Below are 26,142 nucleotides of genomic sequence, written 5' to 3'. Positions count from 1 at the left end.
GCCTACGGTGATGTTATCCCTGAGGATTTCACATGCCGCGATGTTGCGAATTGAGGTCGGCTTGTTCTGGTTACTGGCAGGGACGTCCGGTCATGCGGCTCAAGGGACCGGCGTTGACGTGAATGTCCTGCGCCTTGAACACAATACGCTCGTCCTGGCGGCTTCGGAAACTATGGCGAAACGACTGGAGATACAAGAAGGGAAAGGCCAGATTGCCGTCTTGTATCCTGATATCGGTGAGCCGTATCGCAGTATCTTTGCCAAGATCATCGAGGGGATACAAGAGAGAGCAAGAACGCAGGTAAACACTTATCCGATTGGATCGAACAACAATATGGTGGAGTTGAGCGCGCAGTTGAAACGCCTTGGCACCAAGGTGGTGATTGCGCTCGGACGCCAAGGATTGAAAGCAGCGTCCGGATTGGAGAGCGATACTGTCGTGGTGGTCGGTGGTGTGCTTTCGATTCCTGAAACCGAAAGCCGCAATCTGACCGGCATCAGTTTGACACCGGATCCGGCTCTGCTATTCGCGCTGTTGAAAAAACTGCTGCCTGGTACGAAAAGAGTGACTGTCATCTACGACCCGCAACATAACGAATGGCTACTCAAGATTGCGCGTGAAGCAGCCAAGGCACAAGGCTTGGAACTGGTGGCGCATGAAGCGCACGATCTGGCTTCGGCGGCACGGCTCTATGATGCCGCCTTCGCTTCAGCCGACAGCCGGGTAGACGCAATCTGGCTGCCACAGGATGCCACGACGGTGGACGAAGACACGATTATGCCTTTGGTGTTGAAAGACTCCTGGAGTCGTGGCGTGCCGGTTTTTTCAAGCAGTTTCCTGCACGTCAAGAAGGGTGCCTTATTCGCCTTGTATCCAGATAACCTGGGATTGGGACATGATCTAGCTAGTTCCGCGCTTGGCGTGATAGCAGGAGAAACGCGAAAACGTGGCGTATTGCCGTTGCGCGAGGTACTGACAGCTGTCAATTTGCGTACTGCCAGTCACATTGGATTGGATATAGATTATCAACTGCAACGGAGTTTCGATTTCGTTTTTCCGGAGCCTTGAATCAAAAGAAAGCAGTTGAGCAGCCATTTTTTTTGACCAATGGCTGAGTTTGTGCCGCCATCTTTAGTTCATGGCCTGACCAACTCATTCGGATAAGTACATCATGCTGCGATCATATTTGCACCGCACTGGATTTCGCCGACAACTGATGGCGATTGTTACTGTTTCCATTCTTGGCCTAGCCTTGTTCTCTTCCTTGATGAATTCATGGGAAACCAGCCAACGCATGCGAGGCTACTTGATCGAGCAGGGCTTGCATATTGCAGAGAACCTGGCGCGTCAAAGTACTTTGGCTCTGCTTTACCATTCCTCCGATAATGTCCGCGATCAGGTAGCCACTTCCTTGGCGTTTCCCGACGTTCTGCGGGTCGATATTACCGATGCCACGCACAATATTCTGCTATCTCAAACCAAGAAGGGTGCGCACATCAAGTCATCTCAAGTACCACGGCCGGATATCAGCATGACGCAATCCACCCTGGAACAGGAAACCGGCGACGAATGGCGTTTCGGCGCACCGGTCTATCAAGGCCGTGAAGCAGTGTCACCGTTTGAACTCCAGGAAAACAAAGTCCAGCTGCTCGGATACGTGCATATTGTTCTTGGCAAAGAGACCATGAATCGCCTGGTGCTTTCTTTGCTAGTCGTTAATCTGATTATTACGTTCTCGTTCGCGCTCGTCTTGCTGGGCATCATGCGTCTTCTGGCACGCCATTTGATTCGGCCCCTGAATGCCTTGTCTGAGCTGATGGGACGCGCCGAAGCGGGTGAGTCGGGCATGCGTGCCGGTCTGGATGGTCCGCGCGACATCATCGACATGGCACATGCGTTCAATAAAATGATGACTGTATTGGAGGAACGAGAAGCAGAGTTGAAAAAATCTCGTGACCAGGCCGTGTACGCGGCACTCATGAAAGCTAAATTTGCCGCAACAGTTAGCCACGAAGTACGGACTCCTCTGAACGGCGTGGTGGGAATGCTGGACATACTCAAGGAGATGCGTTTGACAAAATCTCAACTGGAATATGTAGAGGTTGCTTGGAACTCAGCGCACACACTTGTTGACTTGATCAACGACATACTCGATTTTTCAAAAATGGAAGCCAACAAGCTGGTATTGGAGGAGATTGATTTTGATCTGGGGAAATTGACTGAAGAAGTCCTTGAACTGCTCGCCAAACAGGCGCAGCAGAAAGGACTGGAATTCGGTTATTTGCTTGCCTCAGATGTCCCGGACTGGATCAAAGGCGATTCAATGCGCTTGCGGCAAGTGCTGATCAATTTGGTCAGCAATGCATTGAAATTCACAGAACAAGGCGAAGTGGCGGTGAATATATCGCGTACCACAGACAGCGACGATTGCTTCAGTTTGCGGATAGAGGTCAGCGACACTGGCATCGGCATGAATCAGGATGCAGTCCAGCATGTCTTCGAATCGTTTACCCAGGCTGACAGCACTACTGCTCGTAAATACGGTGGTACCGGCCTTGGTTTGGCGATTTGCAAACAGTTGGTGGAATTGATGGGAGGGGAGATCGGCGTCGTCAGCCAGCCTGGGGAGGGAACCACATTCTGGTTTACGATCCGTTGCCAGCCTAGCGAGATACAAACTGTTGTTCATCCTGATAAGGTATTTCTCGGGATGCATGTTCTCGTGATCCAGGAGAGCAATGTTTTACGCAGTTTCCTGGCACAGAACCTGGCTCGCTATGGGATGCTTTGCCAGGTTGTAAGTAACGGTAGCGAGGCATTGGAAGAACTTGGCCGGACCCAGAAAATACCTTATTCCATCATCATCATGGATCGTGGCACGACCGATGGCAACGGTGTGGATCTGGCGCTACAGATTCGGTCCAACCAGAGACTTTCCACAGCGCGTTTCTTTCTTCTGGATCGCTATGGCTTGCAGAACAGTGTCAAGTTCTTCGGAGCCGATGTCTATCTGAGCAAGCCGATCCGTTTGAGCGCGCTGTTGAGCGGGATCCGGGATTTGATGTCCGGTCAGGAGTTAGACACGATTCCTGCTCCCGCGCCTTCATTATCAGGGGACGACTTGACCGCTGCCGGAAAGTACCAGGTGTTAGTGGTCGAGGATAATCGCACCAATCAAATGGTCGCTGCCGGCATGCTGGCCATGAGTGGATGTCATTGCGAGTTTGCCGCCAATGGCTGGGGGGCGATAGAAATTATTCAACGTAACAAGTTCGATCTCATTCTCATGGATTGCAACATGCCGGGGATGGACGGTTATGAAGTCACTGCGCGGATTCGCGATCTGGAAAAGGCAGAAGGGAGACATACGCCGATTGTGGCTATGACTGCCAATACCCAGGCTGGCGACGCAGAGAAATGTCTGGCCGCCGGAATGGACGATTATCTGGCAAAACCGATCACCTTGATCGAGTTACGGTACAAGCTGGAGCGCTGGCTCATGCATGACTCCACGCACACGGAAAATGAACATCTAGCGTTGTCAGCATCGGTCCAGACCGAGAGCGAAGATGTCGCTTTGGACCGAAGCGTATTTGATAAATTGCGTGACATTTTAGGTGAATCCTTGCAACAGGCAGTCACTCCTTATCTGGAGGATACGCCTGTCTACCTGGAACAGCTAGAAAATGCTGTCAGCCAAAAGGATGCAGAATGCGCTCGGGCCTTGGCTCATACAATCAAGGGCAGCAGTGGCAATCTGGGCGCCACTAATGTAACGCAATTCGCCAAGGAAGTAGAGGAGCTTGCGCTTAACCAGCAGATCGATGAAATTCGTCCCCTGCTGCCAAAGCTGAATGCAGCGTTCGACGAGGTGGTGACGCTACTGGGAAATGAGGCGTTTATCGGAAGCCAGAAAAATGTCGTGTCGGTGACAGGAAATGCTCTGGTGCTGGTGGTGGACGATGATCGCAGCACTCGCAATGCATTGCGTTATACCCTGCTCAGAGATGGCTTTAGGGTAGCTGAGGCTGAAAATGGAGGGCAAGCCTTGCACATTCTCAAACGCATGCAACCGGACGTCATCTTGATGGATGCCGTGATGCCGGTAATGGATGGATTTACCGCCTGCGCCCGCATACATGAACTTCCCAATGGCCGGAATATTCCGGTGTTGATGATTACTGGCCTGGATGACAATATTTCGGTGGAACGCGCGTTCACAGCCGGCGCCAGCGACTACATCACGAAGCCGATTCACTTCACTGTCTTGTCTCAGCGCGTCAGACGCATCATTGAAGCAAGCAGGGCGGAAAAGCGTGTGCGCGACCTGGCTTTTAAGGATTCGCTGACCGGTCTTCCAAATCGCGCTATGTTTTTCGAACAATTAAAGCAATGCATTGAGCATGCAGGGCAGGCAGAAAATGCAGTGGCAGTCCTGTTCCTTGATCTGAATCGCTTCAAGTATGTGAATGACACTCTCGGACACGATGTAGGGGACCAGTTGCTGGTGGCTGTGGCGAGGCGGATTCGACGCAGCGTGAGGGCTGTCGACTGCGTTGCCCGCTTGGGAGGGGACGAATTCACCGTGGTATTGGTCGACATGATCAGTGCCGATACCGCCACCATAGTCGCCCAGGCTATCTGTCGTTCCTTGTCGTCTCCGTTTTTGATTGAAGGTCATGGCATCTTTGTCAGCGCCAGCATTGGCATTTCGTTGTACCCAACCGACGGCACTGATGTGGGAACGCTGTTGCAGCATGCTGATACTGCGATGTATCGCGCCAAGAAAGCCAATTCTGGTTTCAAGTTTTTTGAACCATCGATGGAACGCTTGATGTCAGAGCGCATGCGGCTGGAAAGCGATCTGCGCATGGCGCTCGATAGAAAAGAACTGGAAGTCTACTATCAGCCGCAAGTGCAATTCGACACAGGACGGATTGTCGGCATGGAAGCGCTGGTGCGTTGGCGTCATCCAACTCGGGGCATGGTGGAGCCCAAGGAATTCATTCCGCTTGCAGAGGAAACCGATCTCATTAACATCATTGGTGAATGGGTAATGCGTACTGCTTGTGCTCAACTTCAAAGCTGGATAAATTCCGGTTTGCCTGCCATGCGGATGGCTGTTAATTTTTCCGTTCGACAGTTGCAAGCCGATTTTGTCGCTCAAATAGAACGGGTCTTGGCCGAAACCGGATTGTCTCCGCACTTGCTCGAGTTGGAGATCACGGAGGGAACTTTGATGGAAAATGCTGAAGACAATTTGCATGCCCTGCATCAGTTGCGCAATCTCGGGGTGCGGTTGACTATTGACGATTTCGGGACGGGCTACTCTTCTCTCGCTTACCTGAAGCGTTTTCACGTCGATATTATCAAGATCGACCAATCTTTCGTCCAAGATGTACCCAACGATCTTGATGATTCCGCTATTGTCAAAAGTATTATCGCGTTAGCGCATAGCTTGCGCCTGGAGGTGGTGGCGGAGGGAGTTGAAAATGTGTCTCAACTTGATTTCTTGCGAGATCATTCTTGTGACATGATGCAAGGCTATTATTTTAGCCAGCCCATCCCGACAGAGCAGGTAGCCGACTTCATCAAAGAACAAGCATATCTCAGGATGCCGGGATTTTCGTATCTGGAACGTGATTCGAAAGCCGATTGAATCGCGGCGTTGACCGAAAACGTCAGCCGTAGCGCTATTCATTGATTTGAATTTATTGAAATCGATTATGCGCGGATATCCGGTGTTTGCGTTGTTTGCGCATTCACTTCGTGCTGTTGAAACGACTCGACAAGCTGCGCCAGAAGCAGATCGTCATCCCAGGGCTTGCTGAGAAATTTGTGGACGGTTCCTTCATTGATGGCATCCGTTACCGTTTGCAATTCGGTGTAATCGGAAAGCATAAGGCGGACAATTTCCGGATATAGATTCTTGATCTGTAGCAGTAACTCAGTTCCCGGTATTTCCGGCATCCCGGCGTCGCAAATTACCACTCCTACAGGATGAAGTGTTAATAGTTCCAGTGCTTCTTGCTGGCTTGTAGTGCTCAATATATGGTACCCCTCTCGGCCCAGAAGCTGTTTGAGAGCGGACAACGTCTTTTTGTCATCATCGACCAACAACACAGTGCGTTTGGCTGATTCGCTATGGCATCTATCAGATGGAAGATGCGTTTTTTCGGCTAACAATTTCACCATTTCATTCAGAGGCAACGGACGGCTGAAGTAGTAGCCTTGTATAGCGTCACACCGGTTTATATTCAAAAACCCTAATTGCTCCTCTGTCTCGACGCCCTCGGCAACCGTCGTCATATGCAAGGATTCCGCCATGGAAATGATAGATTTGGTGAGCGATGCACCGTTGATGCTGCTGGTAACGTCGCGGATGAAGGATTGATCTATCTTAACCACATCAATGGGAAATTGTTTGAGGTAGGAAAGGCTGGAATAGCCGGTACCGAAATCATCCAGGGACAATCGCACACCGATTTCTTTCAGCTCTCGCATTGCCAGCGCTATCGTTTCAGGATCTTGCATGAGCACACTTTCAGTGAGCTCCAACTCCAGATATTTGGGTTCCAGCTTGCTGTCAGCGAGAACGTTACGCACAAGTTCCGGGATATTCTGTTGCCGGAATTGTAGCGCTGATACATTGACCGCTATGGTCAGATCCTTATAGCCGGCAATGTGCCAGGCTTTCACTTGGGCGCAGGCATTTCTCAGAACCCATTCACCGATCGGAATAATGAGCCCGGTTTCCTCTGCCAGCGGAATAAAACTGTCTGGAGGGATTAAACCGATGCCTGGCCGCCGCCAACGAATTAATGCTTCCACACCGTAGACTTGGCCGCTCTTAAGACTGACTTTTGGCTGATAATGCAGCTCTAGTTCCTTTCGCAGCAGAGCTTGGTGTAAGCCTTTTTCCAGATCGGCTTGTTCTTCTATCTGGACACCCATTTCCGCCGTATAACAGTGAGCGCAGTTCCTGCCTTTGTCTTTGGCTGCATACAGCGCGGCATCTGCGGTCTTGAGCAAGGTATCGCCATTGATGCCATCTTCAGGATAGATACTGACGCCGACACTAGTTGTCACGTGCAATTCGTGATCGCCCAAAGCGAACATCTCGTTAAACGATGTCACAATCTTTGCGGCCACAATCATTGCATTTTCCGGAGCCGTAAGCCCCGGTAGTATGACGACGAATTCATCTCCTCCCAGTCGTGCTACCGTATCACCGTCACGTACGGCAGCCTTGAGCCTCGCCGCGACTGCCTTGAGCAGGGAATCGCCGATATGATGGCCAAAACTGTCATTAACGAATTTAAATCTATCCAGATCCAGAACCATGACGGCCATGTGCTGGCCGCCGCGATGCGCCTGTTCTATCGCCTGCGACATGCGTACGCTCAGTAAATTCCGATTGGGCAGATCGGTAAGTGCATCATGGTTAACCAGATATTCGATCTTCGCTTCATTCTTCTTGCGTTCAGTGATGTCCTGCAAAGTACCTCTCAACGCCAGGGTTCGCCCTTGTTCGCGTACCGCTTCGGCCTGTTGGAAAATAATCTGCTCTGCGCCATCAGGACGTGTAATGCGATGTTCGATCTGGTAGCTAGTGCCCTCAGTACGCAGATTAATAAACGACTGCAGCAACTGAGGCTGGTCATCCTCCGGAACTCGTTGCATCAAGGACTCGAAGCTGGAGGGAGACTTCTTTGCGTCGAGTCCAAGAATGCGATAAACCTCGGGTGACCAGTAGCCGTCGGGGTTGCCAGGCTGATACTCCCAGTTTCCGACATGCGCCAGTTCTTGTGCGTATTTGAGACTGGCTTCGCTGCGTGCCAGACTCTCTAAAGTTTCGCTCGCGCGTAGCAGGTAACGCACACGGTGTCCGAGAAGCTTCCAGCGCATCGGTTTGGAAGCAAAATCGGTGGCCCCCGATTCAAATGCCCGCGTGATAGAGTCGTCGTCGTCGTTGCCGGTGAGCACAACAATTGGCAGGCGTTCACCATAGGGTAACGAGCGTATGCGACGGCAGCACTCGAAGCCGTCCATTCCCGGCATGCTGACGTCCAGCAGGATGATATCCGGGCATATCTGCTGGAACATTTCGATCCCTCTGGCGCCACTGTCCGCTTCTTCCACCACGAAGCCTTCCGGCTCAAGGGCTTCTACTACCAACACGCGAGTCATCGCATCGTCGTCCACAATTAATACTGTCTTGTTTTCCTTGGGAGTTGCGTTCATTCTGTCACCTTCTCCAATGTTAATGCTGCAAGGGCACGATTAAATTCTTCGTTGGCGGTGGAGAGCAGCGCTGCTGCAGCATCCACGTTGGCGGTACGCGCATGTTGTTCAATTTCCTTGCAGCATGCTGAAAGGACGACCGCGCCAACATTTGCACTGGTCGATTTCAACGTGTGTGCTGCGTGCCGTAGAGCTTCGGCTTGGCCGCTCCAGGCAGCATTGTTCATTTCAGCGAGCAAACGCGGTCCATCTTTGTCGAACATGCCAATGATGCGGGTCAGCACGTCGGGTCGCCCCGGTCTTTGCAATGCGCGCAAGGCTTGCAGTGCGGCAGGATCGATAATGGCTAAATCGTCATTGGGCGGTGATGCGGACAAGTTTTCCATGCCTTCCTGTGCCATAGTTTGTGGAGTTCCTATAGATTTGGTCCAACGCGAAAGTGTTTCCAGCAGCAGTTTCCTGGAAAACGGTTTAGCGATATAGTCATCCATCCCGGCATTCAGGCAGAGCTCTCTGTCGCCTCCAATGGCATTGGCGGTAAGAGCTATGACCGGCATGCGCGTGTGTCGCATTTCTGCTTCTTGCAACCGCAATGTTCGTGTTGCTTCGAATCCATCCATTTCCGGCATCATGCAGTCCATCAGCACTACGTCAAACTGTTTGCCGGCAAGTAGCGACAATGCCTGGCTTCCGTCTCCGGCGATGGTCACCTGATACTCCGTATCTTCCAGCATCGCCAACGCGATTTCCTGATTTACCGCGTTGTCTTCTGCTAGCAGAACTTGCACGTTTTTTGCGTGGCCTGTCTCAACAGGTGATTTCGACTCCAGATATGCTGGAGGGGGCAGCATGGGACCTTGTTCCTGCAGATCGAAAGCTGCGGAAATACCGGCAAGGAGATTCGCCGTACGTATTGGTTTGCTCAGGAGAACATGCGCCCCGAGATCGCGGGCGCGACGCATATCATCGGCAGTATCGGACGAGGTCAGCATGACAATTTTTAGATCCGCCAGAGATGAATCAGATTTGATTGTCCGAAGAAGTTCGAAGCCGTCCATGACCGGCATCCCCACATCTATGATCGCTATGTCGAATTTCTTGCCGCTATCCTTGATGGTTTTTAGCTGATCTATGGCTTCAACGCCATTCGCGGCACTGGCAGTATTCATCTGCCATTCGATCACATGCTGCAGCAAGATGTTACGGTGGGTCGCGTTGTCATCAACGATCAGTACATTCAAGCCGGCGAGCGGAATCTGCGCATCAATTGATGGAGCCCCTGCGTCGATCCATTCCAAATGCACTCTCGCGGTGAAGGTCGATCCTTGTCCTGGGACACTCGTCAGCTCGACGGTTCCGCCCATCATCTCGGTGAGCTGTTTAACAATAACCAGTCCAAGTCCGGTGCCGCCATATTTGCGAGAGGTAGAGCTATCGGCTTGCCGAAACGGTTGAAACAAGGCTTTGGCTGCTTCAGGAGCAATGCCTATGCCTGTATCGGAAACGGACACGCAGATAAAGCCCTGGTCGTCACAGCGCACATCAACCGAAATTTCTCCGCGTTCGGTGAATTTAATTGCGTTGTTGAGAAGATTCGTCAGTATTTGTCGTAGTCGTACCGGGTCGCCCCGTACCGTATGCGGCAGACTCTCTTCTATATGACAGATAAATTCGAGTCCCTTGCGTTGCACGCCATCGGCAAGCAGTGTCACGACATCTTCGATCGTCTGGCGCAAATTGAATTCAATATCTTCCAGCGCAAGCTTGCCCGCTTCGATCTTGGAAAAATCCAGGATATCGTCAATGATGGTGAGCAGCGATTCACCTGAGCGGTACACTGTGTCGACAAAGCGCTGTTGCTTGGGGTTCAATTCCGTACGCGATAGAAGTTCGGTCATGCCCAGCACGCCATTCATCGGCGTGCGGATCTCGTGGCTCATCTTGGCCAGGAATTCGGATTTGGTGCGGCTTGCAGCTTCTGCAGCCGTTTTCAGTAGCTTGAGCTGGGCGTCGCGTTGCTCCAATTGCTCCAGCATATTATTGAATGCTTTGATCATTACGCCGAGTTCATCCGAACCGTGTTCTTTGACTCTGACGGACAAATCTTCGCCTATGCGTATTTTCTCGATGGTGCCGAATAGCTGCGAGAGCGGATGAGTGATCGAGAGGCCGATGGCGATGTTAGCGGCGATGCATGCCGCCAGCAGCACTAGGGATACAACAATGATGATGGTCAGGGAGCTGCGCACGGCGTCCCGTACGGAGGATACCGTTTCTTGTTGTTGTTTGCTGATAAGCGCTACTTGCTGTTCGCCGTAAGCGTTTTTTTCTTTCTCGGCAACCTGTACTTCACCGATGATTTTATTGAGTTCAGCTCCGCTTGACAGAACGCGCCGCTTGGCGGCGATGACTCTTTCCATAGCAGCTTGCGTCGTATTGAACAGTGTCATGGCGATTTCGATACGGGAAAGTAATGCAACGTTTCCTGTTGCAGTCAACTGTTGCCTCATTGCATCTAGATTATTTCTGATTCGGCTGTTGGCGAGATGCGTGTTGGCGGCGATTGCGCCGATCTCGGCGTCTGATTCTCCGAGCATGACCAGAGCTGCGTTGGTGCTCAAAGACTTGGTGTCGTTGTTGACGGCGTTGCCGGCATTCATGATGCCAGCGGCATCGGTCATGAACTTGTTGCTAGAAACAAGTTTTTTTCGGTTCTTGGAGAGTCGCATTTCGAGCGGATCGATTGCTTCCGACAAACTGGCGTTAATTGCCTCAAGTGTCTTGGCTATATTTGCTTTTAAAAGAAAATATTCCGATTCGCTCTTCTTTCCGCTCAATACCTGTTCACGTAGCGAGAGCAGGCCATTTGGTTCACTGACAAGCTGTTTAATCACATCATCCAAGGACTGACGGGCGGTATTTATTTGCTCCGTTTCGAATTCTTGATCATGCGTGTTGTTGATTGCGCCGGCGACGGCTATCAGGCGTTCTCTCAAGGGAGTAAGATGATAGCGGCTTTTAACGGCTTCAACGTCGCCGATGACAATGAGGATATCCTTCAAGTCGGATCGCAAATCAGAGAGCCGTTTTATCGCAATGTTTGAGTTGCGGCCGCTTTGCTGCGCATCCTTGGTCGATGCAATTGCCTGAGTATCTAGTAAGGCAATACTCGTATTGATACTGGAAATGGCTTCTTCTATTTTCCCAAGTATCTCGCGAATATTCGTTGCTTCCATCCGATAGAGATCGATATCTTCCAGTTTCTTTGCGACAGCCTGCGCAATGCGACCATGAAATTCAGAGAAGATCTCGGCATCTCTCTGCTGGTCTTGATTGTGTAACGCGTTTTCAATTTCCGAGATTGACTTGATTTCTTTGTCGATCGTTGCGGAAAGTTGTTCAGCCTGTTTGCTGTCTGTTGCTAAGCCAAGTTTGGAAAATTTTCCGGATAGCGATTCGATTTCATGCTGCAGCTCTATCGTCTTCAACTGGGCAGGTACCGATTTGTCGGTAAGCCTGTAAACATTGACGGCGACGCCATCCAAGGCGAATAGACCGGTTGCAGCAATTGCCAGCACACCCAATAGCAGCAAAATGGTACTTCCAATCAGTTTTGTCTTGATGTTCACCGTTTCTCACCATTCAGATCAGCCGCGCGTCAACATTCCGCTGCGCTTATCGGGTTTCCGCCTTGATTTGGGTAATATGTCCATCAACGATTTGAGTAAGAAATACTGCGCTGGATGCTTGGTGATCTTCTGTCCCAAGATTTAGTTGTATTCCTCCGATATCCAGTTTCTTAATAGTTTCGAAAGCCTGAATTAAATTGATGCGCGTCAAAGCCGGTCCGGCTCTTTCCATGGCAATTGCCATGGTCTTGGCTGTAATGCAGCCTTCGAAATTAACAAAGCCCAGTTGTTCGCCCGGAGCGTATTTTTCAAGCAGGGTAGCGCATTCATTGGCGATAGGTAAGCTACGGTCTTCAGGGAAGGGTACAACTTGAGAAATCACAACGCCATCGCCATCACGTCCTACCAAATTCACCAGGTTGTCGGTACCAACAAACGATACTGTTGCGAGGCTGGCTTTCAATCCTTCCGCCTTCGCATTTTTGATAAAGGCTGCAAGAGATGTATACGTACCGACCATGATGACGGCGTCAGGTTTGCTGTCAATGATGGCGGCCAGCCCAGTATTGATCGCTGTCGTCCCTCGCTGAAAAGTACCTTTGGCTATTATTTCCATGTTCCGGCGCTTCAGGGCTTTTGTCGTTCCCGACAATACAGCCAAGCCGAAACCGTCGTCTTGGTAGAAAACCGCGAATCGTTTGGCTTGTTTAGTTTTGATGAAGTACTCGACCAGCATCTCCGACTCGTCGTCATAGCTTGCGCGGACATTGATGACATCGGGGACGACAGGCCGACGCAAGGTCATTGCTCCACTGAACACGCCAATCAACGGCGTATTCGTTTCCTTGATGATGGGGAGGACTGCATTAGCGGTCGGTGTTCCGACATAGCCGAATAGTGCAAAAACCTTTTGTTCTTCGATCATTTTGAGAGTTGCGTCGATCGCGTTGTCTGGCTCATAGGCATCGTCAGCCACAATAAGATTTATTTTTCGCCCATGTATCCCGCCGTGAGCATTAATCTCCTTGAAGACAACTTCTGCACCAATGCGCATGCCTTTACCTAAGCCGGATGCGGCGCCAGACTGGGCGTTCACCATCCCCAAACGGATTTCGGTGTTGGTGATCCCCGGATCTGCAGCGCCGGCTTGGCTGGCGAACAGTGCACAACCGTAGAGCGCGGACAAGATATGCATTCGCATAGTTTTTCTCGCTACGAAGTTGCTCTCAAGACGATACGACGGTATTGCGGGCAATTTGACGAATCGAATTCTTAATAAAAAAATGTCCACCACGATTTTCTTGGTATGACCATTTCATTACATACCTATGTCGACGTGGCAAATTCTGAATTTGCTATTGGCTCTAATGACAGAGAGATTTTTTAATTGTTTCCACATTTAGCACTGACCGGTTGAATCCGTTCTATTTTTTCTGTGTTTTCATATCCATATATCCACATATCGGCTAAATCCAGCCTGTAATTCCTCAGCGACGGTCAGCGTCGCGTCGACTGGAATGAGAGAAATAGTAATCTGTCGCCATGGCGTTCCTCGATGGCGAATGCCGAATTGTCCGGCCATCAAGCACGGACTTGGTTTCTTTGTCAGGTTCGTTTGCAGCCGGAACGAGCCATTCGCACTCAGTGTTCATTGCGATTGCCCTTAGAAAATATCGAGACCGAAGCAATTTTTACAAAGAAATATGGGAGTTAGTTCGCCGGAAAGTATTCGTCTGCAGCGTGATATCACTGCATGCCGTTGGAACGGGCGAACATATACCGGCCCCGTAAGGCCACTGCGACCCATGGTTACTTGATACATTTGCTCTTGTTAAAGAGTACTCTATAAATTTCCTGCGGGCAATATTTGTTTTAATAGCTCTAAGCTATAAAACTGTTGCGATTCATTTCGTGTCACCCGACGGGAATAAGGATGCTGATAGGTGGAAATGGGGAATAGGGAGGCAGAATGGTAAAGGAGTGATTTAGGTTTGTCCTAAGGTGAAGTCAATTTTGATAGCCTACGTCGTTTTATGACTTTAACTAGTTGATTGATAAAGATTTATACCAATATCTTCTCGTTTATTCAGACTGATTACGTTTTCGCTGACACATCAAGTGAATGTGCTCTGACAAAATTGACAGTACAAGTATTGCCGGATACGTCCTACTATTTAATGAGTTTGGCCAGTCGCTACGTACCGGGAGGTATACATATGCTGAGCTTGTTCAGTGGTGCGGACGGAGGAGCGAAGCAAGTACGTAATTTTAACGCGGTCATGGTAGAGCATTGCGCGTATGCGAAGGCATCCATCGGTCGGCAAGGAAGCCAGCGCTATATTCCATCGCCATCTCTGGCACCTTTCTTCTATACAGTTCAACTGGACGAATCACCGCCGTCGGTAAATGATTGTAGCCTGTTGATTCCTTTGGAAATATGCACGAAAGATCTCGGGCGAGCAGAGGTGAGTGTCATTCAGCTGAAAATTGAAATGGCTACATTGGCATTGCGGAATTCCCATATGACTTCATCAGCAGTAAGTGCTTTCAGGGCGACACTGGAACATATGCGGAACCAGGCCAAACACGATTGTGAAAGTTACCTTGAACAGCTTTATCATATGGCCGATAAACTTGGTTCGAGTCATTGTGAATTGCAAGGAAATATCTTCGGTTTCATGCAGCGAATCAGTCAATTCTTTGTCGATTTGTATAATCAAATAGGCGATTTCATTGCGCGTATCGCCAAGGGAGCTGCAGCGTGGATAGCAACGGCCGAGTACACGACTCAAAGAAATCTTAATGAAATCAGGACTTGGATATCCGGCTCGCTTTAGCGTCGTGACTACATACATTTTTGATAAAAATGAAAATAGATAAATGCAAGAAAGCATTTCCCCTTCAGATCTAAAATGCGTGATTCGCAGGCATCATTTCAATTTTCGCAGGGCTGCCAGGCGCGATCTCGCAGTCAGTTAGATGTCTCGGAACGCACACAGATTTTTACTTTGATCCCAGTAATTTTCCGATTGTCATCTAGACCATTTTTCCAGGGCCCTGGCTCATATATCTCGGATTTTCTTTACGCGCCGCGAGGATAGTCTTGCGTCGACTGGCGTGAGCGTATCTACACGGATAAAAAGTCAAGCCGTATGCCGCATACGTTGTATATCGGATAGTACGAATGTTCGATGCTGATGTGGTGCTGGCATCGGATAAGATATTGCCTGAAATCCGTATATTTATGCAGGTCTGAACCGACACCCCTATGTTTCAAAGAAAAAAAACCAATCCGGTATTCCTTTCCTTGTTTGCGTTGTGCCTGTGTCTTGCCATATCTCCACAAGCGCGCGCTGACGATACTGGCCAGGCGATATCGGTGCCGCAGGACCAATCGTCGTCGGAGCCATGGAGCGTTCACGGGCAGGCGACTTTCGTCAACCAGTGGCACCCCAGCTTCACCGCGCCGTATGGCGGGGCCAATAGCCTTGATTCCAACGGCCAGAATAACGAAACGTTCGACCTGTCGGTCATGATCGGCCGCCGTCTTTGGCAGGGTGCTGAACTTTGGATCAATCCCGAAATCGATCAAGGATTTGGCTTAAGCAACACCTTGGGTGTGGCGGGCTATCCGAGCGGTGAAGCCTACAAGGTCGGCGCCAATGCGCCATATCTACGCCTGCCGCGCTTGTTCCTGCGGCAGGTCATTGGATTGGATGGGCCTCGGCAACAGCTTGAGTCGGCCCTCGGTCAACTGGCCGGATCGCAACCAGTCAACAACGTCACGCTCACTGTCGGCAAGTTCTCGGTCGTGGATATTTTCGACACCAATTCCTATGCGCATGATCCGCGCTCCGATTTCTTGAATTGGTCGTTGATAGATGGTGGTAGTTTCGACTATGCCGCTGATCCGTGGGGGTTTACCGTTGGCGCAGCTGTCGAGTGGAACCAGGACCGCTGGACGTTGCGTGGAGGCGTATTCCAGCTGTCGGAGACGCCCAACGCCAAGATGAGCGGCGTACATTTTCGTCAACGCAGCTTTATGACCGAACTTGAAGAGCGCCATCAATGGCAGGGGCATCCCGGCAAACTCAAGCTGCTGGTTTTTATCAATCAGGGCGACATGGCGAGCTATCAAAATGCGCTGCAACTGGCAAATTTGACGGGCGGCGTACCTGACGTATCGCAGGTTCGGCGCTATAGCAGCAATCCGGGCGTTGTTCTCAATTTTGAGCAGGAGCTGACTTCCGATTTGGGTGTGTTTGCGCGTGCGAGTGCAAATGGCGGCCACAAAGAGACCTACGAATTCACCGAAATTAACCGATCTGTTGCCGCAGGCCTTTCTCTTGCAGGCAATCGTTGGGGGCGTCCTGATGACAAGGTTGGCGTAGCTGGAGTCGTCAATGCGCTTTCCAGCGACGCGCGCCAGTACTTTGCGGCAGGCGGCACGGGACTCCTGATCGGTGATGGACAACTTAACTACGCCAGGGAAAAAATTGCCGAGATCTATTATTCGATGCGGCTTAACAGCTGCCTGAAATTGTCCGCAGACTATCAGCGCGTCGTCAATCCCGCCTACAACAAGGATCGGGGGCCGGTATCTTTCTACGCTTTGCGTTTGCACGCTGAGTATTAGGAATTTGGCGCCGTTGGAATTTGGTTTAGGTGTATCTCTGCATCAAGCATCAAGCATCAAGCATCAAGCATCAAGCATCAACAGCGCCGGAATATCTGTCAGTTTTGCCCTGCGTTGCGATGCCAGACTTCGCGTATAAAGGGGCGCTCGCGTCCGGCCAGCGTCAACGCAACATTCTTGATCCAGTTCTGCGTTGGCAATCGCTCGCCATACAAGCCGGCAAATAGCAAGCCAAAGGCGAGAAGCAGGATGGCGCCGCTTAAATGCGGACCTTGAAGGCGCCGCGAGAGCACGATGAACGAGATGCAAACGAGAAAGCCCAGCGCGACGCCGGCAATCACCTCTGAGGCTGAATGCGCGTTCAGCACTACGCGTGAGATCGCAACGGCAAGTCCAAGCAAGCATGCGCCACCGGCGGCAGCTATGCGCAAACGCAGGCTGTGTCGATGCAATGCAAGATAAGCGGCTGTCGGAAAGATGGCGCTGGCCAACATGGTATGGCCACTGATGCCGACGAAATCGATTGCCTGGATTCCGATGCCCCAGCCGATAAACAGCGCCTTGCTGACAACCACCAGAGCGATCGCGATTGAAAACAAGGCAAACCAGAGCGACGCCAGGCGCCATGCGCGACCGGCCATGAGATACACCGCAATAGCGGCGGCAAAGGGAAGGAGCAAAGCGGAACTACCGAAATTCGTGATGTCTATCCAGGAGGGCATGCGTGCTAAATGTCAGGAGGGGCAATGGAGAAAGAAAATTATAACTTTGAAATGCGCGGCCTAACCAGCGTTATTCGTTTGGTCATAACGACTAAGTGCTAGACCCAGATCGTGCCGTTGCCAAGCGCAACGTCAAAACAACCGGCTTATAATCTGCCCGGGAATATGTAGCGCGGCAGAACTGTTTGGGCGGCCAGGCACTAAATATTTCCTTTCGGCGCATCAAGTCTAAGCCAGGCGTACATGACGGACTGGCGTTCAACCCATCTAACGGAAATCAAATGACGAAACAACTTATCAGTTCAGGTTCCACCTTCGAAGAGCAAATCGGTTACTCGCGTGCTGTAGTTTCCGGCAACTGGGTTTTTGTTTCGGGCACGACTGGCTTTGACTATGCGTCGATGACGATTGCGGATGGGCTGGTCGAGCAAACCGAGCAATGCCTGAAAAATATCGAGACTGCCTTGCAGCAGGCAGGCTCCGGTATGCAGGACGTGGTGCGTGTGACCTATGTCCTGCCTGACGGCGCCCAGTTCGAGCAATGCTGGCCTGTGCTGAGAAAATATTTTGGCAGCGTGCGGCCGGCGGCCATGATGATTTCGGCTGGTCTGGCGGACCCGCGGATGAAGATCGAAATTGAAGTCACTGCCCTGAAGAATTCCTGACTATCTGTCCAGCGCGGGTAATTGATTGAAGGCTTTCAATTCAAGGCTGAGTCAAGGAGCTGGCATGTCGTTCAGCGCCACGTGACGCAGCCAGCTTTTTGCCGATTTTGCGTTTTAGCGGCGGCAAGGCATTCACTGCGCGCATATCTGCGCGCGCAGCGTGCATCAGGGCAGCGCCGATGAATGGCTTGTGAATCGGCGCGTTTGCGTCCATCTGTTTTCTGGAGTCAAGTACTGCCTTGAAGCCATACTCGCGCATCTCCGTTTTATAGTTCCCGGCGGCCTGCAAAAGCGGTTTTCCGCCATCGCGGAACGCCTGCAGTTGCCTGCACAAATTGACCGCGTCTCGTAACGCTGTATTGGCGCCGACGCCACGGCCTGGTGTCATGGTGTGGATAGCGTCGCCGAGCAAAGTGATGGTACTGGCCGTCCAGGCAGGAATCGGCACCGAGGTGCGGATATCGACAACGAGCGCTGTACTTGGATCGACCAGCGACATCAGCTTGTGCAAGGCTGGATGCCAGTCCGGCGTCATGTCCTTGGCTAAATCCAGCAACTGCTGGCCGCGTGTTGCCATGGAGGCGCTTGGGAATTTTTCGCGTGCGGCCCAGAATCCCCACATGCAGTAGTCGCGCGTATTGTCGTACAACATGCCCGGCCATTGCGCCAGCAAAGCGCTGTCGTTCGCGCCGATGCCATGTTTCACGCCGTTCCTGTCCCACTTTAGTTCCATGAAGTGGAGAATGCCGCCGGTGCCGATGATGATCACGTTGAAATTGGCGGCAGACATAGGTTCTTCGGGATGGGGTAAATCTTGGAAGGTGTTCTTATTGGTTGAACTGAGCGGCGATCTTTTCCAGCCAGGCTGTACTCCATGTAATGCGCTTGCTTTGCAGATCACTTACAACGGCGCGGACCCATTCCAGTTCAGCTGTGGTGATCGCGCGCACATATTCGGATTCCAGTAAAAACAGGCGCGGCACCATCGCGGCAGCTTGCAACTGTGTGGCGATGTCGGATAGTGCAGTTTCCAGGTTATGTATGCGCTGCTGCAATTGTTGCAGGACTTGCTCTGGCGTTAGCAGGGGAAGGAAGGCAATCGCAACTGGAAACTCTGGAAAATCCTTGTTCGACATCGCCAGCATTTCTTTCATCCAGTCGAGACTGAGCTGCCGTCCTGCCTCGGTGATGTGATAAATGGTGCGTTCCGGTATGCTGCCTTCGCGCGTGGTCTCGCGCATCCCGATCAAACCGGCATGCAGCAGGCGGTCTATGGTCTGGTACAGGCTGTTGCGTTGCCGCACATTGATGACTTCGTCCTTGCCGCGTTGCTTGAACAGCTGTTGCATGCGGTAGGGGGCATGTCGGCCTCAACAAGCATGGCCAGGACGGCAAGGCTCAATGGTGATTTTCGATAGGTGATCTTCATAGTCATTAAATGACCGGTAAAGTGCATTTGCAAACTGATTAAACGTAAAGATGCTTTTTGGGGCAACAAATGCCGTTTCCGGTGCCAGGCCTGTTCCTTGATCGGATGGCGTGGCGAGTGTGCGTAACCACTGGGAATCAGAAAAATAATCCACACGACAGAACTCGGGGATAATTCAATGGAATTTATTTGAATTATTTGAGAAAAAGGAACTACCGTGACAGAAGCAAGGGGCTTTCCGTATAGAGGGCATGTTGTATTTCCCCGGCTGGAAAAGCAGGTAAGCGGCAAATTTGCCGCATGTTTTACGATACACGCGGGCAAAGACGGGGCTTGTGAAATCCGTTACGAGCGACAGATGCCGACTAACGAATTTGATAGCGAAGATGAGGCGATCTCTTATATCCTCGATTTCTCCGGAGACTGGATCGATCAACATCCTATCTGATGCCAGGATGTTGAAAACCGCATTTCTAAGCGTTGATCACGCTGCCTGTTCTTCCAGCCTGATGCCGTCGTCCTCGTCAACTTTGGCAAATATCGATGCGTAATTCTTGATCGACGGGTGGTGGCTAGTCATCGGGTGGGTATGGGTTGAGGTCACGACCACCACCGTTGCACCCGCCGCTTCCCCGGCGGCGATACCGACGGGCGCATCTTCAAAAACCAGGCAATCGCTTGCATCGACACCCAGCTTGCGTGCCGCAAGCAGGTAGCAACCAGGGTTCGGTTTGCCGGCGGGGACGTCCTCCGCCGTCACAAGAACATCCGGAACGGGAATGTCTGCCGCTTTCATGCGCTGGATGGCTAGGGCTTTGGGCGCCGAGGTCACCACAGCCCACTTGGTCGTCGGCAACGATCTCAGAAAATGTGCCGCACCGGCTATTTCGATAATGCCCTCGACGTCGGCAATTTCCGCTTGGGTAATCTTCAAGGCTTCCACTTCCGGATCGACCCCGGGAAGCGCCAGCCGGGTGACCGTATCCACCGCGCGAGCGCCATGTATGGTTGGCAGAAAGCTTGCGATGTCTAGCCCATGACGATGCGCCCAGTTACCCCAGATACGTTCCGCTGCAGCGATCGAGTTGAGAATGGTGCCGTCCATATCGAACAGGAAAGCACTGTACCGGCCTTTAGGCGCCGCAGAACTACGGTCAGACATTTTCTATTTCTTTCAAGCGTGAATGGACTGCTCATTATCTCCGATCTCTGCAAAAGGTGCGCCAGGCGTTCCGGTTTGGTAGAAAGTTGCCATGACGAAGTTAGCCGTATCGACCGAACGCCCGCAGATGCTATTTGAGGCCGACTTCCAATAACCGAAATTGCCCGGCCGCCAGTGCTATTGGTCAAGCTTAATTGTTTAGCTAAATTATCTAGCTTAATTATTCATCTTAATTATTCAGCTTAATACATGCCGGTTGCGCCGGCATAAAGCGTGGATTGACTTGTGTCACTTGAACTGGCTTACCTGCCAGTGCGTTCAGAGCTTGCTTCAGTTGCCAATCTTTATCGCTGGCGAATTCCTTTTGCGGCAACGGTGTGCTCTTGGATGCGTCCAGTTTGGCGAGTGCTCGCTGGTCGCGCAAGCGTTGGCGTTCCTTGCGCACGTCCGCGAACGGATCGGGCGTCAATTTGCTGGCGTAGGCAGCGCGTGGAATGTCGACCTCGCGGTAGCCGAGCAGCACGCCATCCATATCTGCATCCTTGCGTGGCAGTACGATCCAGTCCGGGACCACGCCGTAACCCTCCATCGGACAGCCGTTCGGCCGCAGGTTGCGCGCATAGGTCCAGACCACGTAGGTGCCGTCGCGCGTGCCGGTGCCGGTTTGCGCCATGCCTTTGCCGTAGGTCGGCGTCCCCAGCAGTTTGGCGCGGCCAAGATCTTTCAAGGCGGCAGCGGTGGCTTCGGCGGCGGAAGCGCTCTGGCCATCGACCAGCACAATCAGGGGTACATTGCGCCACCAGTCGTCAGCTTGCAAAGGCGCCAGCGGATCCTGGCCTTTCATGACCGGCAGATCGTAATCCGGCCAGTTGGTGCTGATGCGGTGCTGGGTTTTGTCGTCACGCTGCAATGTCACCATCGCAGTCTGGTTGCGGCCGCTGAAAAGTGCGGTGATGCCGATGGAAGCATTCAGCGCGCCGCCGCCGTTGATGCGTAAATCGAGAATCACGCCCTTGATCGGCGCCCCCTTTTTACGCTCCGCCTGCACCGCATCGATATAGTCGCCAATCGCCGGCTCAGGAAAATTGTCCATGCGCGTGTAGAGCACATCGCCTGGGAGTCGCTTGGCTGTCGCCGGCCGCGGTTTGATGAGCGCGCGCACCAGCGCGAATTCGAGGCGCTGCCGCTTGGCGCCGCGCAGCAGCGTGAGCTTGAGCGGCACCCCGACATCACCGCCGGCGTATTTTGCAATATCGGTATTGCTGGCGCCTATCAGGCTGTTGCCGTCCATCGCCACCACGAGGTCGCCGGTGCGTACCCCGCCCAGCGCGGCCGGTGCGTCTGGCACGACGTCGATGATATGCAAGCCATCCGGCTGGGTTTCGAAGATGATGCCGATGCCGGGCGTGCCATTGCGGGTGCGCTCGTCTTTCTTTATCTGTTCTTGCTCTTCCTCGGCATTCAAGAACCTGGCATACGGCAGTGTTTTTACGCCAAGGCGAATAGTTTCGTCGAGAAAGGCGGGGACATCGATTTCCGTCAGGTGCTCTTTCTTGAGGACGTCTACCACTGATTTCAGCTGGCAGATCTGCGGTTCCCAATCAGGAGGGCAGGGAGAGCTCTCGGCAGCCTGCGTTGTTGCAGAGAATACCAGCATGGCGAATAAAGCTGCAACGGCAGTGCAACGGCAGCTTGACGAATTTGTCTTATCTTTACCGCGCATTGTGAGGGTGGTTGTCATTGTGGGGTTTAGGTAGCAGTCGTCAAGATCCGCTGGATTCAGCGGCATTATGCCGTGGTTGCATGTGCTTGCAAGAGAGGTGATTTAAGAGAGACGATTTAATACAGGCTGGCCTGTACCCGCGCCGGTAATTCGCGGTCATAGGTGTCGGCGTCAAAGCCACCCTTGCTGAGGCGCTTGAGCATGGCGCCAGGACTTGGAAAGCTGGCGCGTTCGACTTGCTGTTCGGGATCCCACAGTTTCGAGCGGACCAGCGCTTTTGAACAGTGGAAGTAAACGGCTTCTATTTTCACGATAATCACCGTGCGCGGCAGCTTGCCGTCGATGGCGAATTTTTCCAGCATTTCGCGTTCGGCGGAAATCTCGGCGCGGCCGTTCACACGCAAAGTTTCGCCGATACCCGGCACGACAAACAGCAATCCGATGCGGGAGTCCGTCAAGATATTGCGCAAGGTGTCGATACGGTTGTTGCCGGGACGGTCGGGAATGGCCAGCGTGTGCTCATCCAGGATCTGAACAAAGCCAGGCAGGTCGCCTTTGGGCGAGCAGTCCATGCCTTCGGGGCCGGAGGAGGCGAACACCACGAACGGCGAAGCATTGACGAAGGCTTGATAATCCTGGTTCAGATGGTCGATTTCCTTCCACAATGAGCGCTCATGCGGTTTGCCGTAAATTTCCTCCAACTGTGCGATATCGGTCAGCATGTCGATCCTCAGATAGTGAGTTTTCGGCAATTTTACCGGAAATCTGGCGGTCACCGTTACGCCAGGCGGCTTGGTCACAAGCGCTTACAGCAATGCGATAGACACAGGGCGGATCCCGCCAGTACACTATGTTGATATTTGACAATTCAGCGCCAGGAGGTATTCGCGTGCGGCGAATTGCCTGCTTGCGTAAAACGGCGTTAACTGGCACTAGGGATACAGGGGATACCATGCGTCGTTTGGCAGTGATGCTTTTATCAAATTTTGCGACAAGCATGGCGCTGGCGGCGCCCGCGCCAACACCGACGCCGACGCCCGTGCCGCCCGCGAGTGAAACGGAGCAGCAAGCACGGCTCGACCAGGATATTCCGCAACTGCTGATCGACAATGCCATTCCCAGCGTATCCATCGCCCAGATCAGAAATGGCAAGGTGGTCTTGGTGGCGGCGTACGGCGAACAAAGCGACGGTGTCCTGGCGACGCCTGCGACGCTTTACAATGCGGCCTCGCTGACCAAGCCGCTGACCGCCGAAGTCATCATGCGGCTGGCATCGAAGGGCGAAATCTCGCTGGATGAGCCAATGGACCGTTATTGGCTGGATCCGGATATCGCGACGGACCCGCGACACGCTTTACTGACTCCGCGTCTGGCGCTTAGTCACCGCACTGGCTTTCCAAACTGGCGCGATAGCAAGGATGGCCTGAAGATTGTGCGCGAACCTGGCGTCAAGTGGGGCTATTCCGGCGAAGGATACCAATACGTCGCGCACTTCACCGAAAACAAGACCGGCACGGATTTCGAAAATCTGGCGCAGACTTATCTGTTCAAGCCGATGGCCATGACCGAGACATCCTACAGAGGCAAAGACTGGTTCGAGGGTCGCATCGCGGTTCCTACCAATGCCGCCGGCAAGGCCCTGGAGCCGCAAATCGCGAGTCGTTTCAACGCTTCCGATCTGCTGTATACCACCGCTTATGATTATGGGTTGTTCATGGTCGGCGTGTTAAACGATCAAGGTTTGAGTCCCGCCATGGCGCGGGAGCGGAGCAAAATCCAGGTCAGCATGATGGACGAAATGTGCCAGGGAAAACTGGCGGATAGTTGTCCTCCCAGCGTCGGCTTTGGATTGGGCTGGCAGATACTGGCGTTCAAGGATGAGACGTTGCTGATGCACACGGGTAAGGATGAAGGCGTGTTCACTTTCGCCTATCTGAATCGGACAAGCCGCGATGGCGCGGTGATTCTCACCAATAGCGATAACGGCTACAAAATTATCCTGCCGGTGTTGGAACGCCTCAATAGCAGTGCGGCTTTCCTGCGTTTCTTGCGAGGGCAAATGCAGTAGGGCATTCGGATGGCAGGATTTCTCCTGTTCCTCAAATCACGATCATGATTCGCAAAGGAATTCTTCCATGACTTATGCATCCTTCCTGTGTCGGTCAATCGCTATGGCGTTGCTAGCCACGTTCTCATTTCAAGCGGAAGCTACGGGCATCGCGAGCTACCGCAGACTGCCGTCAAATAGCACTGAGCGTTCGTAACGCTATAACAGCAATGTCGATATGACCCTTGGCGCAGATTCGGGCGCAGGCATCTGGCAGTCCGTGCCAGCAGGCGTGGCTGACGATGACGCAGTGAGATACCGAGATGTTCTTCGAGATGTCTAATCCGATGGCTTACCTCGGTGGGTGTCGCCGAGAGTCCTTTGAGCGGATATAAATAGATTGCTACGCGGCAATTGAATGCGTTAGGATTTATCTTTCATGCCAAGGAATCCAGATGCGTTCGACCAAAGCCAAAATCCCCGTCATTCTCAAGCGTTCCTCCATTGTGCTTGCATGGCTGTTCACCGTAGCTTCGGCTCAAGCGGCGGCGCCGTCGGCCCAGGCTTGCCTTACCGGCGCCTACCGGTCACAGGCAGGACAAGTGGTGACTTTGACCCAGCGTCCGGGCGAACCGAAGACACTGTTGGCGACCAATTTCGATGGACGTAGCGGGGTGTTCGAGATGGCTGGCGACGATACTTTTCGTGCCGCGGTGGATGCAGATAATCCGGCCAAATTAGCAGGTCGTCTGACTTATGCAGGGTGCCAGGCCGATTCGGTCGATTTCCAGTTTGCCGGCGATGTCGAGCGGCCGTGGAAGCGTCTGCCCCTACGGATTACCCACACTCGCTTCATGTCAGGCGCTGTTCAACTGAATGGCGAATTGATTGAGCCGCTGGACGCTGGCGACAGGCCACCGTTGTTCGTGCTGGTGCACGGCTCGGAATCGACAGCCACGGTGGATAGCAGCAATCATGCGTTCCTGATGGCGAGCCAGGGTGTCGCTGCATTCTTATTCGACAAACGCGGCACCGGCGCCTCGGGCGGTGTGTATACCCAGGATTTCGAGCTGCTTGCCGATGATGTTGCGGCCGCTGTAGGCGAGGCGCGCAAGCTCAGTGCCGGTCGTGTTGGCCGGATTGGCGTTGCCGGTTTCAGCCAGGGCGGTTGGGTTGCGCCGCTGGCCGCGGCCAAGGCGCAGGTTGATTTTCTGGTAGTCGGCTACGGCGTAATAGGAACGCCAATTGAACAGGATCAATGGCAGGTCGATTATCAGTTGCGCGAACTGGGTTACGGAGAGGATATCGTTGGGAAAGCGCGCACGTTGACCGATCTTGCCGGCAGCGTGGCTGCGTCCAATTTCAATAGTGGCATGCCAGAGCTACTGAAAGCTGCGCGCAAATATGAGGGGCAGCCCTGGCTGGCTAAAGTCGATGGCCAGTACAGTGGAGAGCTGTTGCGTGGCGAGGTTGAGCAAGCGCGCCGAGAAAGTCCGCAGGTGATCTGGCATTATGATTCGCTGGCAGTGCTGCGGCAGCTCGCCATTCCGCAGTTGTGGGTGTTTGCGCAAGACGATTCGGTCGCGCCCAGTGCGCCCACCATAGCGCGTCTGAACGCCTTCCGTGGCAGCGGCAAAGATATCGCGATTGCCGTCTTTCCCCAGTCTGATCATGGCATCCGCGCTTTTTCAGTCAGAGCCGATGGCAGTCGAAAATACACATCTTATGCGGCAGGGTACGATCAACTGCTGGCCGATTGGATGAAGCAAAAGCCGCTGTCGCCGGAAGTACAGGACAAGATGCTGGGGCCGGCCGCCAAACTTTGAATGTGATACCGGGCCGTCTGTTAGCAATCAATGTCGCAATCGGCAAGGAATTGCTAGC

The 26,142-nt window shown here is 52.6% G+C and carries 16 protein-coding genes and 1 pseudogene; 8 read left to right on the top strand and 9 right to left on the bottom strand.

What is annotated here, in order from left to right; genetic code table 11:
- Positions 1-10 precede the first annotated feature (10 nt).
- A complete protein-coding gene (locus LT85_RS15340; RefSeq protein WP_253273757.1) occupies positions 11-1,069 on the top strand; it encodes an ABC transporter substrate binding protein in 1,059 nt (352 codons plus the stop codon).
- A gap of 103 nt (positions 1,070-1,172) precedes the next feature.
- A complete protein-coding gene (locus LT85_RS15335) occupies positions 1,173-5,660 on the top strand; it encodes an EAL domain-containing protein (protein ID WP_052135224.1) in 4,488 nt (1,495 codons plus the stop codon).
- A gap of 65 nt (positions 5,661-5,725) precedes the next feature.
- Here the strand turns inward: LT85_RS15335 and LT85_RS15330 are convergent, their stop codons facing one another.
- From LT85_RS15330 to LT85_RS15320, 3 genes are read right to left on the bottom strand one after another with little or no spacing between them, the layout of a single operon-like run.
- The gene (locus LT85_RS15330) at positions 5,726-8,245 is read right to left on the bottom strand and encodes an EAL domain-containing protein (protein ID WP_081992420.1); all 2,520 of its coding nucleotides are present in this window, start codon (positions 8,243-8,245) and stop codon (positions 5,726-5,728) included.
- The gene (locus LT85_RS15325; protein WP_038490308.1) at positions 8,242-11,874 is read right to left on the bottom strand and encodes a response regulator; all 3,633 of its coding nucleotides are present in this window, start codon (positions 11,872-11,874) and stop codon (positions 8,242-8,244) included. The genes LT85_RS15330 and LT85_RS15325 overlap by 4 nt, the downstream gene beginning before the upstream one ends.
- 46 nt (positions 11,875-11,920) lie before the next feature.
- Positions 11,921-13,069, bottom strand: a complete 1,149-nt coding sequence (locus LT85_RS15320) for an ABC transporter substrate-binding protein (RefSeq protein WP_038490305.1) — start codon at positions 13,067-13,069, stop codon at positions 11,921-11,923.
- Between the two features lie 1,021 nt (positions 13,070-14,090).
- On the opposite strand from LT85_RS15320, the gene LT85_RS15315 reads away from it, so the two are divergent.
- The gene (locus tag LT85_RS15315; RefSeq protein ID WP_038490301.1) at positions 14,091-14,711 is read left to right on the top strand and encodes a hypothetical protein; all 621 of its coding nucleotides are present in this window, start codon (positions 14,091-14,093) and stop codon (positions 14,709-14,711) included.
- 431 nt (positions 14,712-15,142) lie between these two features.
- Entirely contained in the window at positions 15,143-16,510 is a 1,368-nt protein-coding gene (locus tag LT85_RS15310) for a carbohydrate porin (RefSeq protein ID WP_052135223.1), read from the top strand.
- A gap of 98 nt (positions 16,511-16,608) precedes the next feature.
- Here LT85_RS15310 and LT85_RS15305 read toward each other — a convergent pair whose 3' ends face one another.
- Positions 16,609-17,151 carry a phosphatase PAP2 family protein gene (locus tag LT85_RS15305; protein WP_052135222.1) on the bottom strand — a complete coding sequence of 181 codons (543 nt, stop codon included), beginning with the start codon at positions 17,149-17,151 and terminating at the stop codon, positions 16,609-16,611.
- A gap of 362 nt (positions 17,152-17,513) precedes the next feature.
- Here LT85_RS15305 and LT85_RS15300 point away from each other — a divergent pair, with 362 nt between their 5' ends.
- Positions 17,514-17,897: a RidA family protein gene (locus LT85_RS15300; RefSeq protein ID WP_038490295.1), complete on the top strand. Its 384-nt coding sequence runs from the start codon at positions 17,514-17,516 to the stop codon at positions 17,895-17,897.
- A 40-nt stretch (positions 17,898-17,937) separates the two neighbouring features.
- Here the strand turns inward: LT85_RS15300 and LT85_RS15295 are convergent, their stop codons facing one another.
- Positions 17,938-18,687: an FAD-dependent oxidoreductase gene (locus tag LT85_RS15295; protein WP_052135221.1), complete on the bottom strand. Its 750-nt coding sequence runs from the start codon at positions 18,685-18,687 to the stop codon at positions 17,938-17,940.
- 37 nt (positions 18,688-18,724) lie between these two features.
- A pseudogene (locus LT85_RS15290) lies at positions 18,725-19,326 on the bottom strand (PadR family transcriptional regulator).
- A 217-nt stretch (positions 19,327-19,543) separates the two neighbouring features.
- Here LT85_RS15290 and LT85_RS15285 point away from each other — a divergent pair.
- Positions 19,544-19,774, top strand: a complete 231-nt coding sequence (locus LT85_RS15285; protein ID WP_038490290.1) for a hypothetical protein — start codon at positions 19,544-19,546, stop codon at positions 19,772-19,774.
- 36 nt (positions 19,775-19,810) lie between these two features.
- On the opposite strand, the gene LT85_RS15280 is transcribed toward LT85_RS15285, so the two are convergent.
- The 3 genes from LT85_RS15280 to LT85_RS15270 all read right to left on the bottom strand — a co-directional run bounded on the left by LT85_RS15280 (position 19,811) and on the right by LT85_RS15270 (position 22,933).
- A complete protein-coding gene (locus tag LT85_RS15280; RefSeq protein WP_038490287.1) occupies positions 19,811-20,488 on the bottom strand; it encodes an HAD-IA family hydrolase in 678 nt (225 codons plus the stop codon).
- Positions 20,489-20,717: 229 nt separating this feature from the next.
- Complete coding sequence (locus LT85_RS15275; RefSeq protein WP_052135220.1) at positions 20,718-22,145, bottom strand: S41 family peptidase; 1,428 nt, start codon at positions 22,143-22,145, stop codon at positions 20,718-20,720.
- Positions 22,146-22,327: 182 nt separating this feature from the next.
- A complete protein-coding gene (locus LT85_RS15270; protein ID WP_038490285.1) occupies positions 22,328-22,933 on the bottom strand; it encodes a pyridoxamine 5'-phosphate oxidase family protein in 606 nt (201 codons plus the stop codon).
- A gap of 230 nt (positions 22,934-23,163) precedes the next feature.
- On the opposite strand from LT85_RS15270, the gene LT85_RS15265 reads away from it, so the two are divergent.
- Positions 23,164-24,279 carry a serine hydrolase domain-containing protein gene (locus LT85_RS15265; protein WP_216595015.1) on the top strand — a complete coding sequence of 372 codons (1,116 nt, stop codon included), beginning with the start codon at positions 23,164-23,166 and terminating at the stop codon, positions 24,277-24,279.
- Between the two features lie 434 nt (positions 24,280-24,713).
- Positions 24,714-26,084: an alpha/beta hydrolase family protein gene (locus LT85_RS15260; RefSeq protein ID WP_052135219.1), complete on the top strand. Its 1,371-nt coding sequence runs from the start codon at positions 24,714-24,716 to the stop codon at positions 26,082-26,084.
- Positions 26,085-26,142 lie beyond the last annotated feature (58 nt).

This window comes from Collimonas arenae (assembly GCF_000786695.1).
GTDB lineage: Bacteria > Pseudomonadota > Gammaproteobacteria > Burkholderiales > Burkholderiaceae_D > Collimonas > Collimonas arenae_A.
The sequence above is the reverse complement of the archived record's forward strand: the minus strand, read 5'-3'. Positions and strand labels throughout refer to the sequence as shown.

Coding starts and splice junctions, on each gene's coding strand:
- LT85_RS15340 (WP_253273757.1), top strand. CDS start 11: ATGTTATCCCTGAGGATTTCACATGCCGCGATGTTGCGAATTGAGGTC.
- LT85_RS15335 (WP_052135224.1), top strand. CDS start 1,173: ATGCTGCGATCATATTTGCACCGCACTGGATTTCGCCGACAACTGATG.
- LT85_RS15330 (WP_081992420.1), bottom strand. CDS start 8,245: ATGAACGCAACTCCCAAGGAAAACAAGACAGTATTAATTGTGGACGAC.
- LT85_RS15320 (WP_038490305.1), bottom strand. CDS start 13,069: ATGCATATCTTGTCCGCGCTCTACGGTTGTGCACTGTTCGCCAGCCAA.
- LT85_RS15315 (WP_038490301.1), top strand. CDS start 14,091: ATGCTGAGCTTGTTCAGTGGTGCGGACGGAGGAGCGAAGCAAGTACGT.
- LT85_RS15310 (WP_052135223.1), top strand. CDS start 15,143: ATGTTTCAAAGAAAAAAAACCAATCCGGTATTCCTTTCCTTGTTTGCG.
- LT85_RS15305 (WP_052135222.1), bottom strand. CDS start 17,151: ATGGCCGGTCGCGCATGGCGCCTGGCGTCGCTCTGGTTTGCCTTGTTT.
- LT85_RS15300 (WP_038490295.1), top strand. CDS start 17,514: ATGACGAAACAACTTATCAGTTCAGGTTCCACCTTCGAAGAGCAAATC.
- LT85_RS15295 (WP_052135221.1), bottom strand. CDS start 18,687: ATGTCTGCCGCCAATTTCAACGTGATCATCATCGGCACCGGCGGCATT.
- LT85_RS15280 (WP_038490287.1), bottom strand. CDS start 20,488: ATGTCTGACCGTAGTTCTGCGGCGCCTAAAGGCCGGTACAGTGCTTTC.
- LT85_RS15275 (WP_052135220.1), bottom strand. CDS start 22,145: ATGCTGGTATTCTCTGCAACAACGCAGGCTGCCGAGAGCTCTCCCTGC.
- LT85_RS15270 (WP_038490285.1), bottom strand. CDS start 22,933: ATGCTGACCGATATCGCACAGTTGGAGGAAATTTACGGCAAACCGCAT.
- LT85_RS15265 (WP_216595015.1), top strand. CDS start 23,164: ATGCGTCGTTTGGCAGTGATGCTTTTATCAAATTTTGCGACAAGCATG.
- LT85_RS15260 (WP_052135219.1), top strand. CDS start 24,714: ATGCGTTCGACCAAAGCCAAAATCCCCGTCATTCTCAAGCGTTCCTCC.